This window comes from Rhizobium sp. NFR03 (assembly GCF_900111275.1).
GTDB lineage: Bacteria > Pseudomonadota > Alphaproteobacteria > Rhizobiales > Rhizobiaceae > Ferranicluibacter.
Genome location: NZ_FOGR01000006.1, coordinates 106,686 through 122,246 on the forward strand (window position 1 = coordinate 106,686; position 15,561 = coordinate 122,246).

16 protein-coding genes are annotated in these 15,561 nt (G+C 63.2%); 5 read left to right on the forward strand and 11 right to left on the reverse strand.

Annotation, left to right across the window (positions count from 1 at the left end; translation table 11 throughout):
* Positions 1 to 20 precede the first annotated feature (20 nt).
* On the reverse strand, positions 21 to 989 hold the full coding sequence (locus BSG19_RS18795; RefSeq protein ID WP_092989557.1) for a GNAT family N-acetyltransferase: 969 nt from the start codon (positions 987 to 989) through the stop codon (positions 21 to 23).
* Between the two features lie 154 nt (positions 990 to 1,143).
* Here BSG19_RS18795 and BSG19_RS18800 point away from each other — a divergent pair, with 154 nt between their 5' ends.
* Positions 1,144 to 2,079: a tyrosine recombinase XerC gene (locus BSG19_RS18800; RefSeq protein WP_092989664.1), complete on the forward strand. Its 936-nt coding sequence runs from the start codon at positions 1,144 to 1,146 to the stop codon at positions 2,077 to 2,079.
* Positions 2,080 to 2,259: 180 nt separating this feature from the next.
* Positions 2,260 to 3,285, forward strand: a complete 1,026-nt coding sequence (locus BSG19_RS18805) for a TraB/GumN family protein (protein ID WP_092989665.1) — start codon at positions 2,260 to 2,262, stop codon at positions 3,283 to 3,285.
* Between the two features lie 84 nt (positions 3,286 to 3,369).
* Here the strand turns inward: BSG19_RS18805 and leuC are convergent, their stop codons facing one another.
* Positions 3,370 to 4,779, reverse strand: coding sequence for a 3-isopropylmalate dehydratase large subunit (gene leuC / locus BSG19_RS18810; protein WP_092989558.1), 1,410 nt, complete (start codon positions 4,777 to 4,779; stop codon positions 3,370 to 3,372).
* A 391-nt stretch (positions 4,780 to 5,170) separates the two neighbouring features.
* Here leuC and BSG19_RS18820 point away from each other — a divergent pair, with 391 nt between their 5' ends.
* On the forward strand, positions 5,171 to 7,072 hold the full coding sequence (locus tag BSG19_RS18820) for a CASTOR/POLLUX-related putative ion channel (protein ID WP_092989666.1): 1,902 nt from the start codon (positions 5,171 to 5,173) through the stop codon (positions 7,070 to 7,072).
* A 36-nt stretch (positions 7,073 to 7,108) separates the two neighbouring features.
* Here BSG19_RS18820 and BSG19_RS18825 read toward each other — a convergent pair whose 3' ends face one another.
* Both BSG19_RS18825 and BSG19_RS18830 read right to left on the reverse strand, forming a co-directional pair.
* Positions 7,109 to 7,933 carry an amino acid ABC transporter permease gene (locus tag BSG19_RS18825; RefSeq protein WP_092989559.1) on the reverse strand — a complete coding sequence of 275 codons (825 nt, stop codon included), beginning with the start codon at positions 7,931 to 7,933 and terminating at the stop codon, positions 7,109 to 7,111.
* 105 nt (positions 7,934 to 8,038) lie between these two features.
* Entirely contained in the window at positions 8,039 to 8,836 is a 798-nt protein-coding gene (locus tag BSG19_RS18830) for a transporter substrate-binding domain-containing protein (RefSeq protein WP_092989560.1), read from the reverse strand.
* A 298-nt stretch (positions 8,837 to 9,134) separates the two neighbouring features.
* Here BSG19_RS18830 and BSG19_RS18835 point away from each other — a divergent pair, with 298 nt between their 5' ends.
* Positions 9,135 to 9,644 (forward strand): nuclear transport factor 2 family protein, encoded by a 510-nt coding sequence (locus BSG19_RS18835; RefSeq protein ID WP_092989667.1) that lies wholly within the window; start codon positions 9,135 to 9,137, stop codon positions 9,642 to 9,644.
* Between the two features lie 80 nt (positions 9,645 to 9,724).
* Here BSG19_RS18835 and rplS read toward each other — a convergent pair whose 3' ends face one another.
* Together rplS and BSG19_RS18845 are read right to left on the reverse strand one after the other, a co-directional pair.
* Entirely contained in the window at positions 9,725 to 10,288 is a 564-nt protein-coding gene (rplS, locus tag BSG19_RS18840; RefSeq protein WP_092989561.1) for a 50S ribosomal protein L19, read from the reverse strand.
* Between the two features lie 171 nt (positions 10,289 to 10,459).
* Entirely contained in the window at positions 10,460 to 10,990 is a 531-nt protein-coding gene (locus BSG19_RS18845) for a hypothetical protein (protein ID WP_092989562.1), read from the reverse strand.
* Between the two features lie 89 nt (positions 10,991 to 11,079).
* Between BSG19_RS18845 and BSG19_RS18850 the strand changes: the two genes are divergently transcribed.
* Positions 11,080 to 11,826: a sulfite exporter TauE/SafE family protein gene (locus BSG19_RS18850; RefSeq protein ID WP_092989563.1), complete on the forward strand. Its 747-nt coding sequence runs from the start codon at positions 11,080 to 11,082 to the stop codon at positions 11,824 to 11,826.
* On the opposite strand, the gene trmD is transcribed toward BSG19_RS18850, so the two are convergent.
* The 5 genes from trmD to ffh all read right to left on the reverse strand — a co-directional run bounded on the left by trmD (position 11,808) and on the right by ffh (position 15,516).
* Positions 11,808 to 12,515 (reverse strand): tRNA (guanosine(37)-N1)-methyltransferase TrmD, encoded by a 708-nt coding sequence (trmD, locus tag BSG19_RS18855; protein ID WP_092989564.1) that lies wholly within the window; start codon positions 12,513 to 12,515, stop codon positions 11,808 to 11,810. The two genes, BSG19_RS18850 and trmD, sit on opposite strands and share 19 nt — an antisense overlap.
* An 8-nt stretch (positions 12,516 to 12,523) precedes the next feature.
* A complete protein-coding gene (rimM, locus tag BSG19_RS18860) occupies positions 12,524 to 13,090 on the reverse strand; it encodes a ribosome maturation factor RimM (protein WP_092989565.1) in 567 nt (188 codons plus the stop codon).
* A gap of 106 nt (positions 13,091 to 13,196) precedes the next feature.
* Positions 13,197 to 13,559, reverse strand: a complete 363-nt coding sequence (gene rpsP / locus BSG19_RS18865) for a 30S ribosomal protein S16 (RefSeq protein WP_092989566.1) — start codon at positions 13,557 to 13,559, stop codon at positions 13,197 to 13,199.
* A 63-nt stretch (positions 13,560 to 13,622) separates the two neighbouring features.
* Entirely contained in the window at positions 13,623 to 13,943 is a 321-nt protein-coding gene (locus BSG19_RS18870) for a chorismate mutase (protein ID WP_092989567.1), read from the reverse strand.
* Between the two features lie 7 nt (positions 13,944 to 13,950).
* Positions 13,951 to 15,516, reverse strand: coding sequence for a signal recognition particle protein (gene ffh, locus BSG19_RS18875; protein WP_092989568.1), 1,566 nt, complete (start codon positions 15,514 to 15,516; stop codon positions 13,951 to 13,953).
* Positions 15,517 to 15,561 lie beyond the last annotated feature (45 nt).

The following is a 15,561-nucleotide window of genomic DNA, read 5'->3' on the forward strand; positions in this document are numbered from 1 at the left end:
GCTGGCGTCGATGCGCCTCTTCAGAGTTCGACCGGCACAGGGACCCGATTTGCGGCGGACCGTGCGGCAACGGTCGTCTTTGCCGTCTGCACGGGCTGGAACACGGCATCGTCGTTTGCGGCAAGATCAAACACCGTATGGCGCTCCAGCGCCCGCGTTACCTCGGCCGTATCCCCATCCAGCGCATCCGGGGGAATAAGATGGCCGACGGTCATGTCGAAGACGTTGCCCTTCTTGTTGAGAAGCTCGTGGAACACGGTCATGTCGCGCAGCTCGGTCGACCATTTGGCCAGCCAGTAGAACAGGCCGGAGTTGCGTGCCTGCATGTGGACAGGCAGGATGGCGAGGTTGTGCTTGCGGGCGAAGCCGACGACGGAGGTTTTCCAGGGTCGCTCGTTCAGACGTCCATCCGCCCAATAGGCGATGCGGCCGGAGGGGAACAGCACCGTCGCCTTTCCCTCGGCAATCGCGCGGTTCGTCACCTGCAGCGTCTCGCGCGCCTTCAGCTTGCTCTTGTGCTCGTCGCGCCATTCCACGGGAATGATCATCTCCACGAAGCGCGGATTGACGCGGATCGCATCGCGGTTGGCAAAGAACATCATGTCCGGACGATGGGCCTTCAAAAGGTCGAACACCGCGACGCCATCGGCGATGCCGGTCGGATGATTGCTGACGAGCAGGAACCCGCCCGTGCGCGGAATACGCTCTTCATGCGCCACGCGGATATCGAGCGACAGGGTGTCGCTCAGATATTGGAAAGCCTGGAAGCCCGGCAGGTTGGCGACGCCGTTCGCAAATTCGAGCGCCTTGCGGTAGTTCAGAAGCGTGTAGAGGGCCGGCCGCATGACAGGCCACAGCGGATGGTGGACAATGCGCTGTCCGCGCTCTGCAATCAGCGTATCCACGATATGTCCGGGCTGCCCCTGGGAAACGAGCGACACCGCTTCCGCGAACTGAGAGAAACCGCCTGCCGAGCCATGTCGTGTCATTGTCGTCCCGCCGCCGCGTATCGCTCACCTATCGCAAATGAATATGATTGAGGGATGACGGATTCCAAGGGGACGTTAGCAATTCGGCAAGATGTGTACGCCCAGACTCCGTATGAGCGAGCTGCGTAAGGCTTGGACATGCAAGGGCTTCGACATGAATGAGTTTCTGGTCATCGGGGATGCCGTGCTGATGGCCGAGCGGGAAGCGTGGCTGAAGGCGCTGTCGAACGAGCGGCGGCTGTCGGACAAGACGGTCGAGGCCTATGAGCGCGACACGCGCCAGTTCCTGGCCTTCCTTACGGGCCACCTCGCCGGCCCTCCCAAGCTGTCGGACATCAAGGCGCTGCGACCGGGTGACCTGCGCGGTTTCCTCGCCACCCGCCGCCGTGATGGCGCGGGTGCCCGGACGCTCGGACGCGGCCTTGCCGGCCTGCGGTCCTTCCTCCGCCATCTGGAGCGTAAAGGGCTGGTGAATGCAGCGGGCGCCGGTGCGGTGCGCTCGCCCAAACAGCCGAAATCCCTGCCGAAGCCGCTGACCGACACGGATGCGCTGGCCGTGGTTGCAAGCGATGCGCAGCTGAGCGAGGAGCCCTGGATCGCCGCCCGCAACGAGGCGGTGCTGACGCTGCTTTATGGCTGCGGCCTGCGCATTTCCGAGGCGCTCGGCCTGACCGCCGACGATGTCGCGGGCGCGCCTCGCGCCCTTCGGGTAACCGGCAAGGGCGGTAAGACGCGCATCGTGCCGCTGATCGCGCCAGCACTCGACGCCGTGCACCGCTACCTCGCGCTCTGCCCCTACGCGGCCGAGGGCAACGACCTGATCTTCCGCGGTGCCAAAGGCGGCGTCTTGCAGCCGGCGATCATCCAGCGGGAGATGCAGCGCCTTCGCGGCGCGCTCGGTCTGCCGGATACGGCAACGCCCCATGCCCTGCGGCACTCCTTTGCGACGCATCTGCTGGCCGGTGGTGGCGATCTGCGCACCATCCAGGAACTGCTCGGCCATGCCAGCCTCTCCACGACGCAGATCTATACCGGCGTGGATTCCGCCCGCCTGCTCGACATCTACGACCGGGCGCATCCCCGGGCCTGAGCCGGAATACGAGAACAGACGCAAACGGCATTAACCATGCCGCTTAATCCGCTTGTGAGGTCTCCGGCTCTAGGGTGGCGGGACCCGCCAAGGAAAGGACGACCCGTGCCCGCGACGACCCCGACAAGACGCCCTCTTGCCGCATACTGTGCCAGCCGCCTTGTCGATAACATCGTCTCGATGGCAGCACTGCTGCCCGTCATTCTTCTCGCAGCCCTCGTCGCCGCCTTCCTCGGTATCGGCCGCGCGCATGCCGAGGACATCGCCTGCAACGGCGTGAACCTGCTCGACAGCTGGGAAAAGACAGCGCCGGATCGTATCGACCGCATTGAGGCAGAAGCTGCGCTCGTGCCCAACGGCACCGGCACATTCTGGAAGATCGAGAAACCGGGCGTCCCCCCTTCCTATCTGCTCGGAACGATGCACGTCACCGATCCCCGCGTGCTGACCATGCCGAAGGGTGCGCCCGAAGCCTTCACGGCGGCCTCGACGGTCATTGTCGAATCGGACGAGATCCTCGACGAAAAGAAGGCGCAAGTCGCGCTGTTCTCCGACCCGAGCCTCACCATGTTCACCGATGGCAGCACGATCGAAAGTTATCTCGATGCGGACCAGAAGGTGATCCTGACAGAGGGTCTGAAAGCTCGTGGCCTGCCTCTGGCGACCGTCGCCCGAATGAAGCCGTGGATGATCGCAAGCTTCGTCTCGCTGCCGCCCTGCGAACTCGGCCGGAAGGCCGGCGGCGCCGTCTTCCTCGATCAGAAACTGGCGCAGGATGCGGTATCGCAGGGAAAGACCCTGAAGGGTCTGGAGACCATCGTCGAGCAGATCCAGGCGCTCAACGACCTCCCGATGGCCTTTCATGTCTCGGCTCTTGTCGATACGCTGAAACTCGGCAATCTGGTCGAGGATGCCATGGAAACGACGACCGAGCTTTATCTCGACGGCCGGATCGCCACCATCATGCCGATGCTGAAGGCGGCATCGCAAACCGTCGAAGGCAGCGACTCCGAGCAGGAAGCGGTCGCCTTCGAACAGCGGATCGTCACCGATCGAAACCATGTCATGGCAACACGCGCGCGCGAAAGCCTCGACACCGGCAATGTTTTCATGGCCGTCGGCGCCCTGCACCTGCCGGGCCCCGAAGGCGTAGTCGAGCTTCTCCGCAAGGACGGCTTCACGCTCACCGTCATGCCCCGAACATGATCTGACGCCCTGCCGAACAAACGAGAGCGCCGCTCCCGGATACCGGAAGCGGCGCTTTTTGCTATCGCAGAGATCGACGCCCGGCTACTGCCAGGTGCGGATATCGACGAAGTGGCCTTCGACCGCCGCCGCAGCCGCCATGGCCGGGGATACCAGATGTGTACGGCCCTTGAAGCCCTGACGGCCTTCGAAGTTACGGTTGGAGGTCGAGGCGCAACGCTCGCCCGGCTTCAGCCGGTCGTCGTTCATGGCCAGGCACATGGAGCAGCCCGGTTCGCGCCAGTCGAAACCGGCCGCCTTGAAGATGACGTCGAGGCCTTCGGCTTCCGCCTGTTCCTTGACGAGGCCCGAACCCGGCACGATCATCGCGGATACGGTTGGAGCAACCGTCCGGCCTTCGACAACCTTGGCCACCTCGCGCAGGTCCTCGATACGGCCATTGGTGCAGGACCCGATGAACACGCGATCGACCGCGATATCGGTAATCTTCGTGCCCGGCTTCAGGCCCATATAGTCAAGCGCGCGCCACTTGGAGACGCGCTTGTTCTCGTCCTGGATCTCGTCAGGATTGGGAACCACGCCCTGAACCGAAATGACGTCTTCCGGCGAGGAGCCCCAGGAAACGATCGGCGGCAATTCGGCGGCGTTCAACACGACGACGCGATCGAAATGCGCGCCTTCGTCGGTATTGAGAGTCTTCCAGTAGGCGATCGCCTGCTCCAGCGCTTCGCCCTGCGGCGCGCGAGGCTTGCCTTTGATGTATTCGAAGGTCTTCTCGTCCGGCGCGATGAGACCGGCGCGGGCACCGCCCTCGATCGTCATGTTGCAGATGGTCATGCGGCCTTCCATCGACAGCGCGCGAATGGCTTCGCCCGCAAACTCGATGACGTGCCCCGTGCCGCCGGCCGTGCCGATTTCGCCGATGATGGCAAGGATGATGTCCTTTGCCGTCACGCCTTCGGGCAGCTGCCCGTCCACGCGCACCAGCATGTTCTTCGCCTTCTTCTGGATCAGCGTCTGGGTCGCGAGCACATGCTCGACCTCTGACGTGCCGATGCCATGCGCCAGCGCGCCGAAAGCGCCGTGCGTGGACGTGTGGCTGTCGCCGCAGACGATGGTCATACCCGGCAGGGTGAAGCCCTGTTCCGGCCCGACGATGTGGACGATGCCCTGTCGCTTGTCGGATGCCGAATAGTATTCGACGCCGAAGTCGGCGGCGTTCTGGGCCAGCGCTTCCACCTGGATGCGGCTTTCCTCGTTCTTGATACCGAGATGGCGATCCGGCGAGGTCGGAACGTTGTGATCGACGACGGCGAGCGTCTTCTGCGGAGCGCGCACCTGACGGTTCGTCAGGCGAAGGCCTTCGAACGCCTGCGGGCTCGTCACTTCATGGACGAGGTGGCGATCGATATAGAGAAGACAGGTGCCGTCATCCTGCTGATCGACGACGTGGTCGTCCCAGATCTTGTCGTAGAGGGTCCGTGGTGCGCTCATGGCGTGTCATCCATTCGAAAGAAGAAATCGGAAAAAGCCGGCTGGTCTGCCGGTAGAGATCAGGCTTCAAAAGCCGGGGCAGGCGCCCCCGAAGGATCTATCGAAGTCGGCTGTTGAGCGCCCCGGAAACACGCGCGTAAAAGCGTGCCGGCAGGCGCTTGTGATCCTGCAGCACGACGACATTCTGCGCGCGACATCCGAACTTGGATTCCATGGCGTCTCGAATAGCAGTTTCCAGGCAGGACTGCAAGTTTCGCCGGCGCTCGACCGCTCGCTCCGCAGACCTCCGATCTTTACGGTGTTTGTCGATTTTCTCATGCTTTACTTGCCAACAGGCCGAAAGTTTGAGACGCCGAAGACGTCCGTCATCAGGCGGATCTGGGGGAACATCATGACACGACCGATTACCTGGCGGGACCGCGCGCGCTATCAGTTCGACAAGAGCATGGCGGCCGGGCCGATCGCGCTGATCGGCTGGCTGGCGGTCATCTCGCTGATCGTCATCGTGCTCGCAGGACTGCTGCTGGCCATCAGCGGCATCGCGCAGGATGGCGGCGAGCCCGTCTCCTTCATCGAGGGCGCATGGGAATCGCTGATGCGCACGATGGATGCGGGCGCCATGGGCGGCGATGTCGGCTGGAGCTTTCGCGGCGTCTCGCTGGCGGTCACCGTTGCCGGCATCTTCGTCTTCTCCGCCCTGATCGGCGTCCTTTCCTCCGGTCTCGATGAGAAGCTGGACGAGCTTCGCAAGGGCCGGTCGCACGTATTGGAGAAGGAGCACACGATCATCTTCAACTGGTCGCCCTCGATCTTCGACGTGATTTCCGAACTCGTCATCGCCAACCGCAGCCGGCGTCGCCCCCGCATCGTCATCATGGCCGGCAAGGACAAGGTGGAGATGGAGGACGAGATTGCCGACAAGATCCCGGATCTCGGCAACACCCGCATCATCTGCCGCAGCGGCGATCCGACGGATCTGCACGACATCAACATCGTCAATCCCCAGGCTTCCCGCGCCATCGTCGTTCTCTCGCCGGAGGGCGACTATGCTGATTCGCAGGTCATCAAGACCATCCTCGCACTCGTGAACGATCCGTCGCGGCGCCCGGAGCGCTACCGCATCGCCGCCGAAATCCGCGATGCGGCCAATGCCGAGGTTGCGCGCATTGTCGGCGGCAGCGAATTGCAGCTGGTTCTGGCCGACGAGCTTATTTCCCGCATCGTCGTCAGCTCCAGCCGCCAGTCGGGCCTCAGCGGCGTCTATACCGAATTGCTCGATTTCGACGGTTCGGAGATCTACGCGCTCGAACAGCCGGACCTCGTCGGCAAATCCTTCGGCGCCGCCGTCATGGCTTATGACACGTCCACCCTGATCGGCGTCGGCACCACGGACGGCAAGGTGCATCTGAACCCGCCCACCAACCGTGTCATCGCGGCTGGCGAGCGTGCCATTCTCATTGCCGAGGACGACGACACCATCCGCCTGCGCACGGGCGACTTCACCGTGGATCGCGACGTCATCCGCCCGCGGCCGCCGGTCACGCGCCGGGCGGAAACCACGCTCCTGCTCGGCTGGAACCGCAGGGGACCCATCATCACCCAGGAGCTTTCGCGTTACGTCGCGCCCGGTTCCCGCCTGATGATTGCGGCGGATACGCCGGAGCTTCTCGATGAGGTGGCGGCCATGCCGTATCTGAACGAGAACCTGTCGGTCGAGTGCCGCGTGATCGATACCAGCAACCGTGCCGCACTGGATGCGCTGGATGTGCCTTCCTTCGACCATGTGCTGGTTCTGGGCTACAGCGACCATCTGGCTGCACAGCCGGCCGATACGGCAACGCTCGTGACGCTGCTGCAACTGCGCAAGATTGCCGAGGCCGCAAACACGCATATCGGCATCGTCAGCGAGATGATCGACGTTCGCAACCGCGATCTTGCCGCCGTGACCCGCGCCGACGACTTCGTCGTCAGCAACAAGCTCGTCAGCCTCATGCTGGCGCAGGCCTCGGAAAACGAACTGATGGCCGATATCTTCAACGAGCTTCTCGACGAGGACGGTTCGGAAATCTACATGCGTGCCGTCACCGACTACATCGCGATCGACCGCCCGGTGAACTTCTACACGATCACGCTGGCAGCCTTGATGCGCGGCGAAGTGGCACTCGGCTACAGCAAGGTAGGCGCAGCCGTTCGCGACACGAGAGGACTTGGCGGTGTGGTGGTCAATCCTGCAAAGGGAGAGGCTGTGCAGTACGGGGCCGGAGACAAGCTGATCATTCTCGCGCGCGACTGATACCAGCGCTCGCGCGCGACGGATATCCAGAAGCCCTCACCCCCGATGATCGCCCCGCAGCCGCTTCTCCAAACCCCGAAGCGCCAGCGACAGGCCGATGGTGAGAAGCAGATAGACATAGGCGACGATCGAGTAGGTTTCGAAAAAACGGAAGGAGCCGGAGGCATAGACCTTGCCCATCTGGGTGATGTCCTGCACGCCGAGCACGGAGACGAGCGACGAATCCTTGATCATCGCGATAAAGTCGTTGCCGAGCGGCGGTAGGATGGTGCGGATGGCCTGGGGAAAGACCACGAGCCGGAACCGCTGGAACCGGTTGAGGCCCAGCGCCTCCGCCGCCTCCACCTGGCCCCGGTCCACCGACTGGATGCCCGCGCGAAAAACCTCGGCGATGAAGGCGGAATAGCCGATCGTGAGCGCGATGATCGCACGCCACATCAAGGACAGGTCGCGCACCAGCACCGGCTCCATCGCACCGGCCGAAATCAGCGGCGTCAAGACGAGGTTGATGAGCCAGACGAGGGCGGGCGTGCCGACAAAGGCGATGTAGAACAGCAGCACGAGGACGGGAATGCCACGGACCACCTCGGTGTAGAAGCGTGCGACCTGACGCAACACCGAGCGCCGTGACAGCGCCATCAGCGCCACGCCGAGCCCGAGAAGCGTGGCAAGGGCAAAGCCGACGATCGTGACGAAGATCGTCACGCCGATGCCGACGGCGACCACCGTGAAAACGCGGGAATAGAGATCGTTGACGGCGATGAGAATGGCGAGGCCGACGGCAATTGCGCCAAGGGCGATCAACCACCAGGGCAACTCCCGCCCGGCAGCACTCCGGCCATCTCCCGGGCGAACCGCCATGAGGCGTTCGCCGGGGCTGCCTGCAGCATTATTCGGAGAGAATTGCGAAGGCGGATCTGACGGGCGAGGCGGCATCACGAGCTACGTGTCCGATCCAGCCTCGACCTATTCACCCATCTTGAAATCGACGAACCACTTGCGGTTCAGTTTTTCCAGCGTGCCATCCGCCTTCAGCGCCGCGATGGCTGCGTTCACGGGCGCAACCAGCTTGGAGCCCTTGGGGAAAATGAAACCGAAGTCCTCGGTGCCGAGCGGCCCGCCGATCAGCTTCAGCCCGCCATCGGACGTATCCACATAACCCTTGCCGGCCGTGCCGTCCGTGAGCACGGCATCGACATCACCGGCCTTCAGCGCCTGCACCGTCGCGCCGAAGGTTTCGAACAGCTTCACGCGCGGATTCTGCTCGTTGCCGTCGAGCACCTCGTAAATGGCGGTGTAGAACGGCGTCGTTCCCGGCTGGGCGCCGATGAGACCCTCCGTGAGGGCGGCAAAGGACTTGCCATCCGTAAACCGGCTCTCGTCGCCGCGTACCAGCATGAATTGCTCGGAGCGCATATAGGGGTCGGAGAAATCCACCTTCTCCTTGCGCTCTTCCTTGATGGTGATGCCGGTCATGCCCATGTCGTACTGCCCATCGGAAACGGACTGGATCATCGCATCCCAGCTGGTATTGCGATACGTCACCTTGGCGTTCAAGCGCTTGGCGATCTCGCCCACCGCATCATACTCCCAGCCGGCGGCCTCGCCGGTTTTCGGGTCGATGAACTGCAGCGGCGGATAAGCATTTTCCGTCACCACGACGATCTCGCGCCCGCCGAGATCGGCAAGGTCGGCGGCAACAGCGCTGATCGGCAGAAGAGCAAGAACGGTCAGACCGGCGAGAACATGGCGGCGCGAAAACATGAGGCAGGCTCCTGGCGTGTGACGCGCGAGACTGTCACGAAACTTGCCCGAACGGCAAGGGCAGAGCGGACGATGACGACATTTCCCTGCGGCGCTCAGTTCGCACCGGTCCCGATCCTGTCGAACGCGTGCGATGAAGGAAGCCGCATCGCACCTGCCATGGTTCCTTTTCCGGCACTAGAGGCGGAAAACCTGCCTCCTTCCGTCACACGTCGCTTGTCCCTAGAGTTTTCTTGGCAAGACCGAGACGCTCATCGATACGGTCTTCTGGCGATCAGGTCTTCTGGAAGGAATGTTCATGAAACACACGCTCGCACCCGCCCTCCTCGCAGTCTCCCTCTCGTTCGGATCGCTGCTGACAGCAGCGCCATCGCAGGCGCAGGAAGCCGTTGTGGCGGCGCCCGACGCGGAGGCGCTGTTTACCAGCCCGGATCCGCAACTCAACGCCAACAAACAGGTTGCCCTCGGCATCGTCAGGGATCTGCTGGAAGCCAACCACTGGGACAAGGCCGACCAGTATCTGACGGAGCGCTATCTCCAGCACAATCCGAATGCAGCATCAGGCCGCGCCGGCGTGGTCGCCTATTTTACGGACGTTCTGAAACGTAAACCAACGCCGATCCCCGAGAAGATGAAGACGCCCGTCGCCTTCGTCACGGCGGAAGGCGATCTCGTCACCGTCGGCTATGTCAGGGAGGTGAAGGACGAGAAGGACGCGTCGAAGAGCTACACCACGACATGGTTCGACACGTGGCGTATCCTGGACGGCAAGGCCGACGAGCACTGGGATCCGGCAACCAAGCCTTGAACCGGTCATCCCGCTCTTCGGAGATGAAAAAGCCGCCGGTTCGCACCGGCGGCTTTTTCGAATGACATGATCCGAAGATCTTATTCTGCAGACTTTGCGTCTTCGGCAGCCTTTGCAGCAGCGGCGTCTTCAGCGGCCTTGGCGGCGGCTGCCTCAGCGGCTGCGGCTTCTGCTGCTGCCTTTTCGGCGGCAAGCGCCTGGGCTGCTGCAACCTTTTCAGCTTCCAGACGGGCCTTTTCCTCGGCAGCCGACTGGCGAGCCGTATCGTTCAGCTTGCGGGCGCGCGTACCGGTGTTCTCGACGATACGAGCCGACTTGCCGCGACGATCGCGCAGGTAGTAGAGCTTGGCGCGACGAACCTTACCGCGGCGAACGATCTCGACGCTTTCGACCATCGGCGAATAGACCGGGAATACGCGCTCGACGCCTTCGCCGTAGGAGATCTTGCGAACCGTGAAGCTCTCGTTGATGCCGCCACCCGAACGGGCGATGCAGACGCCTTCATAGGCCTGCACGCGGGTACGGGTACCTTCTGTCACGCGCACGTTGACGCGGAGCGTGTCACCTGCGGAGAATTCCGGAAGGGTACGCTTGGCTTCGATCTTGGCGGCCTGTTCGGCTTCCAGCTGCTGGATGATGTTCATCGGTTTAACCTTGCTTTCTTCTCAAACAGTCAGAGCGCCCGTGTGTCTTTCGGCAATGCCTCTGGACAGGTCTCTTCCAGTGAAGAGCGACGGCGGATGCACTATTCTTTGTTGACGGTCGCGGGCAGGAACCCGAGCCGGTGCGGCCTATACACCGGGAACAGCGATTTGTCACCCCTCCACCGAAGGGATTCTGGTTGAAGCATCGGGGCTCTCAAAGCGGAGAATGCTCGTATCGCCGTCATCAATCACCGCGACGCCATGAATGGCTGCGGCAACACCGCGCCAGAACGACCCTGCAACGGCGTTGTTCTTGACGACGCCGAGCTCCCACACACCCGGATGCCGCGCAATCAGTTGGTTCGCAGCATATTGTCCGAGGCCCGTTCTGCGAAATTCCGGCACCACGCAGAATTCCGCCATCGCATGATCGACCGGCACTCCCGAGCACGAATGGCGGTTGACGAGGGCAAAACCAGCGGGATTCCACGCATCCTCCTGCATGACCTCGATCAGATAAGCCCAACGATCAATGTCTTCGAAATAAAGATCGAAATAGGGATAGGCGGCATCGACGGGGCCGAAGGCGGAAAGCCCGAGGAGATACGCATCGAGAAGATCTCGCAGCACACCCTTGTCGCGTACAGTGACCTGTCGAATGCGCCAGATGTCGGCTTTCGAAGAAATGTCGGACAAAGTCATGCAGCGACGCTCCTTGCGCGAACATGCGTCCTTGCGTTTATGCACGAGGGCTATACCACGAAAAACAGCCCTTTTTCGATGAGTCGCCGATGTCCGTTACAACCGCCGTTCTTCTTTTTCTCGCCGGCTTCCTGTCGAGCGCCGTCAATGCAGTGGCCGGTGGAGGCACGTTTCTCACCTTCGGCGCGATGACGCTGGCCGGCCTGCCGCCGATCGTGGCGAACGCCACCTCCTCCATCGTGCAGTTCCCGGGCTACATCACCTCGGCGCTGGCCTATCGGCGCGAACTGATGGCCGACAAGCGGATGGCGGTCATGCTGGGGCTTCTCTCCGCCGTCGGCGGCCTCATCGGCGCCGGCATCCTGCTCGCCATGTCCAACCCCTCGTTCCGGGCGCTGGTGCCATGGCTGCTGCTGGGTGCGACGGCGATCTTTGCGGCGGGCCCCCTGCTCCGCCCGAAGGCGCGAGAGGTCGGCGCGCCGCTTGGTGCCCTGGGGCTTCTCGGGCAGTTCGCGACGTCGATCTATGGCGGATTCTTCGGGGCGGGCATGGGCATCATGATGCTGGCCGTGCTGGGGCTGACAGCCGGCGGCGGATATCACCGGATCAATGCGCTGAAGAACCTGCTCGCCGTTGTCATCGCCGCCATCGCCGTTGTCGTCTTCACCTTCGGCGGGGTCGTCTCCTGGCTGGAGGCGGCCGTGATGATCCCGGGCGGGGCGCTTGGCGGCTATAGCGGCGTCTGGCTGGCGCGCCGCATCCCGCAAGCCATCATCCGCGCCTTCGTCGTCGCGGTCGGACTGCTGCTCGCCTTCTATTATTTCGTGACTGGCTGAGACAAAAGGGGCTGAGCCAGAAGATCCGGCCGGCGCTCCCGCGTCAGCCGCTCGGCCTCCGCCCGCCGCCACCGTTCGATGGCACCGTGATTGCCAGAGGTCAGCACGGCGGGAATCTCCCGCTCCTCAAAGACCTGCGGGCGGGTATAATGCGGATGCTCCAGCAATCCTCCCTCGAAGCTCTCATGCACGCCCGAGAGCGCATTGCCCATGACGCCCGGCAGGATCCGCACGACGGCATCGAGCAGCGTCAGAGCCGCAGGCTCCCCACCCGAAAGAATATAGTCGCCGATGGAGACCTCTTCGAGCGCGCGCGCATCGATGACCCGCTGGTCGACGCCCTCGAACCGGCCGCAGACGATGACGGCGCCCGGCCCGGCAGCGATTTCCCGCACCCGAGCCTGGCTCAGCGGCCGCCCGCGCGGGCTCATCAGCAGCCGTGGACGCGCGTCATCGCCCGACACATGATCGATGGCGCGGGCGAGAATATCCGCCCGCAGCACCATGCCGGCGCCGCCGCCGGCCGGCGTATCGTCCACGGTCCGGTGCCTGTCCTCGGCAAAGTCGCGGATCTGCACCGCATCGAGCGACCATTGCCCACGCTCCAGCGCTCTGCCGGCCAGAGAATGGCCGAGATGCCCCGGGAACATCTCCGGATACAGCGTCAGGATAGTGGCCCGGAACGCCATGGCGGTGCTCACGTGCCGGACGTATTGGGATCGAACGGTCCGGACGGATCGTCCTTGTCGTCGACAAGTCCGGCAGCGACCGGATCGACCAACATCGTGCCGCCTTCAAGGTCGATTTCGAGCACGGAAAATTCCGAAAACGGAATGAGAACCGGACGTCGGCCCGGACCTTTGAGTTCCAGAAGGTCGCCGGCGCCGAAGTCGAACACGCCGGTCACCACGCCATAGCTCTTGCCCTCGGCGTCCTTCGCCTCCAGCCCTTCGAGGTCCGCGTAAAAGAATTCGTCCTCGTCGAGATCGTCGTCCGGCAGGTTTTCCCGCTCGATGAACAGGTCGAGCCCGTTCAGCGCCTCGGCCGCCATGCGGTCATTGATGCCGCGAAAGCGAACGATGACGACGTTCTTGCTCTCGCGCACCTCCAGTACCTCGAAGACGCGCCCGTCCTCGCTGTAGAGATGGCCATAATCGCCCAGCGCCGTCGGCTCTTCGGCAAAGCTCTTCACGCGAACCTCGCCGCGCAATCCTTGCGCGCCACCGATCGTGCCCATCAGGACGGGGTTTTTCAGCTTGCTCATCGATGAACCGTTCTTGAGATCATTCGTCGGAAAGATTGCGCGACCCCATAAACGAAAACGGGCGGCATGAAAATGCCGCCCGTTCCCGAAGATGATGTCCGTCCGATTATTCGGCAGCGGCAGCAGCGGCGTCTTCAGCCTTCTGCTTGGCTTCGGCGGCGCGCTCGGTCGCCTTCTTGCCGGGCTTGCCCTTGGTCGGGTTGTTGCGGGCTTCGCGCGTGACGATGCCGGCTTCGCTCAGGAAGCGCAGGACACGGTCGGTCGGCAGGGCGCCATTGTCGAGCCAATGCTGGATACGCTCGTTGTTCAGTTCGACGCGCTTGGCATCGTCCTTGGCAAGCATCGGGTTCCACGAACCGACCTTTTCGAGGAAACGGCCATCGCGGGGCGAACGGGCGTCGGCAATGACGACCTGGTAGAACGGACGCTTCTTGGAACCGCCGCGGGCGAGACGAATTTTCAGTGCCATGTCAATATCTCCTTGAATGTTGGCGTGCCGCGGGTGCGGCCTGATGTCGGTATGCGAAAGCCGTCAATCCTTCAGATCGGCGGCGATGTCTTCGTGATGCCGGATGACTTCCTTGATGATGAAGTTCAGGAACTTCTCGGCGAAATCCGGATCCAGATGAGCGTCCTGTGCCAAACGGCGCAGGCGTTCGATCTGGTATTCCTCGCGCGCCGGGTCGGCCGGCGGCAAATCGTGGCGGGCTTTCAAAACGCCCACGGCCTTCGTGCAGCGGAAGCGTTCAGCCAGCATATGGACAAGTGCCGCGTCGATATTGTCGATCGACTGGCGGTAGCCGGAAAGCTCTTCTCGGATCGAAGGGTCGATGCTCACACGGTCAATGCTCATATGGGCCTCACTTCTTCTTCGGCAGGCCGGGAAGGCCCGGGAAGCCACCGCCAAGGCCGGGCAGCTTGCCGCCGCCGAGACCCGGAAGTCCTCCCATGCCGCCCGGCATTCCCTTGCCAAGGCCGGCCGCTTCCGCCTGCTTCTGCAGGGCTTCCAGCTGCTTGGGGTCGAGGCTCGACAGGTCGGGCATGCCGCCCATTCCGCCACCCATGCCGCCGAGACCCATCTTGCCGGCAAGGCCGCCCATCATCTGCTTCATCATGCCGCCGCCCTTCTTGCCGCCCATGGCTTTCATCATGTCGGCCATCTGGCGGTGCATCTTGAGCAGCTTGTTGATGTCGGAGGCATCCGTGCCGGAGCCGGCCGCGATGCGCTTCTTGCGGGAATGCTTGAGGAGGTCTGGATTGGCGCGCTCGGCCTTGGTCATGGACGAGATGATGGCCATCTGGCGCTTGAACATCCGGTCGTCGAGACCGGCCGACGCTAGTCTGTCCTTCATGCCGGACATGCCGGGCATCATGCCCATGATGCCGCCCATGCCGCCCATCTTCTGCATCTGCGAAAGCTGGTCGGCGAGATCGTTGAGGTCGAACTTGCCCGACTTCATCTTGGCGGCCATGGCCGCCGCCTTCTCGGCATCGATATTTTCGGCGGCCTTTTCGACCAGCGATACGATGTCGCCCATGCCGAGGATGCGGTCGGCGACGCGGCGCGGATGGAACTCGTCCAGCTCCGACATCTTCTCGCCGACGCCGATCAGCTTGATCGGCTTGCCGGTGACGGCGCGCATGGAGAGCGCCGCACCGCCGCGACCGTCGCCATCCATGCGGGTCAGAACGAGGCCGGTGATGCCGACGCGCTCGTCGAAGTTGCGGGCGAGGTTGACGGCGTCCTGACCGGTCAGCGCATCGGCGACCAGAAGGATTTCGTGCGGGTTCGAGCGCCGCTTGATCTCGGCCATCTCGATCATCAGCGGCTCGTCGATATGCGTGCGGCCCGCGGTGTCGAGAATGACGACGTCATGACCACCGAGCTTTGCCGCCTGCACGGCGCGCGCGGCGATATCGGTCGGCGACTGACCGGCGATCACCGGCAGCGTGTCGATGCCCGCCTGCACGCCGAGCTGTCGCAACTGCTCCTGGGCTGCCGGCCGGCGCGTGTCGAGCGAGGCCATCAGGACCTTCTTCTTCTCGCGCGTGTTCAGCCGGTGGGCGATCTTGCCGGATGTCGTGGTCTTGCCCGAGCCCTGAAGACCGACCATCATGATGACGACGGGGGCGGGCGCATTGAGGTCGATGGAGACGCCGGTGGCACCCAGCATCTCGACCAGCTCGTCATGGACGATCTTCACGACCATCTGCCCGGGCTTGATCGACTTCAGAACTTCCGCGCCGACGGCTTTTTCGCGCACGCGATCGGTGAAGGACCGCACGACTTCCAGCGCCACGTCGGCTTCCAGCAGCGCACGGCGAACCTCGCGCAGGGCAGCCGAAACATCGGCTTCCGACAGCGCACCGCGTCCCGTCAATCCATTGAGGATCGAACCAAGGCGGTCCTGGAGGCTTTCAAACATCGGTTCTTCCTTCTCGTTTACGGCGATGCCGCAAACGTGGGTTCC

Excerpts from the sequence above, each read along its gene's own strand:
- rimM (WP_092989565.1), bottom strand. The coding sequence starts at position 13,090 with ATGAGCAAGCTGAAAAACCCCGTCCTGATGGGCACGATCGGTGGCGCG.
- BSG19_RS18795 (WP_092989557.1), bottom strand. The coding sequence starts at position 989 with ATGACACGACATGGCTCGGCAGGCGGTTTCTCTCAGTTCGCGGAAGCG.
- BSG19_RS18800 (WP_092989664.1), top strand. The coding sequence starts at position 1,144 with ATGAATGAGTTTCTGGTCATCGGGGATGCCGTGCTGATGGCCGAGCGG.
- rpsP (WP_092989566.1), bottom strand. The coding sequence starts at position 13,559 with ATGGCACTGAAAATTCGTCTCGCCCGCGGCGGTTCCAAGAAGCGTCCG.
- rplS (WP_092989561.1), bottom strand. The coding sequence starts at position 10,288 with ATGAACATCATCCAGCAGCTGGAAGCCGAACAGGCCGCCAAGATCGAA.
- BSG19_RS18825 (WP_092989559.1), bottom strand. The coding sequence starts at position 7,933 with ATGGCGGTTCGCCCGGGAGATGGCCGGAGTGCTGCCGGGCGGGAGTTG.
- BSG19_RS18835 (WP_092989667.1), top strand. The coding sequence starts at position 9,135 with ATGAAACACACGCTCGCACCCGCCCTCCTCGCAGTCTCCCTCTCGTTC.
- ffh (WP_092989568.1), bottom strand. The coding sequence starts at position 15,516 with ATGTTTGAAAGCCTCCAGGACCGCCTTGGTTCGATCCTCAATGGATTG.
- BSG19_RS18870 (WP_092989567.1), bottom strand. The coding sequence starts at position 13,943 with ATGAGCATTGACCGTGTGAGCATCGACCCTTCGATCCGAGAAGAGCTT.
- BSG19_RS18845 (WP_092989562.1), bottom strand. The coding sequence starts at position 10,990 with ATGACTTTGTCCGACATTTCTTCGAAAGCCGACATCTGGCGCATTCGA.
- trmD (WP_092989564.1), bottom strand. The coding sequence starts at position 12,515 with ATGGCGTTCCGGGCCACTATCCTGACGCTGTATCCGGAGATGTTCCCG.
- BSG19_RS18830 (WP_092989560.1), bottom strand. The coding sequence starts at position 8,836 with ATGTTTTCGCGCCGCCATGTTCTCGCCGGTCTGACCGTTCTTGCTCTT.
- BSG19_RS18850 (WP_092989563.1), top strand. The coding sequence starts at position 11,080 with ATGTCCGTTACAACCGCCGTTCTTCTTTTTCTCGCCGGCTTCCTGTCG.
- leuC (WP_092989558.1), bottom strand. The coding sequence starts at position 4,779 with ATGAGCGCACCACGGACCCTCTACGACAAGATCTGGGACGACCACGTC.
- BSG19_RS18820 (WP_092989666.1), top strand. The coding sequence starts at position 5,171 with ATGACACGACCGATTACCTGGCGGGACCGCGCGCGCTATCAGTTCGAC.
- BSG19_RS18805 (WP_092989665.1), top strand. The coding sequence starts at position 2,260 with ATGGCAGCACTGCTGCCCGTCATTCTTCTCGCAGCCCTCGTCGCCGCC.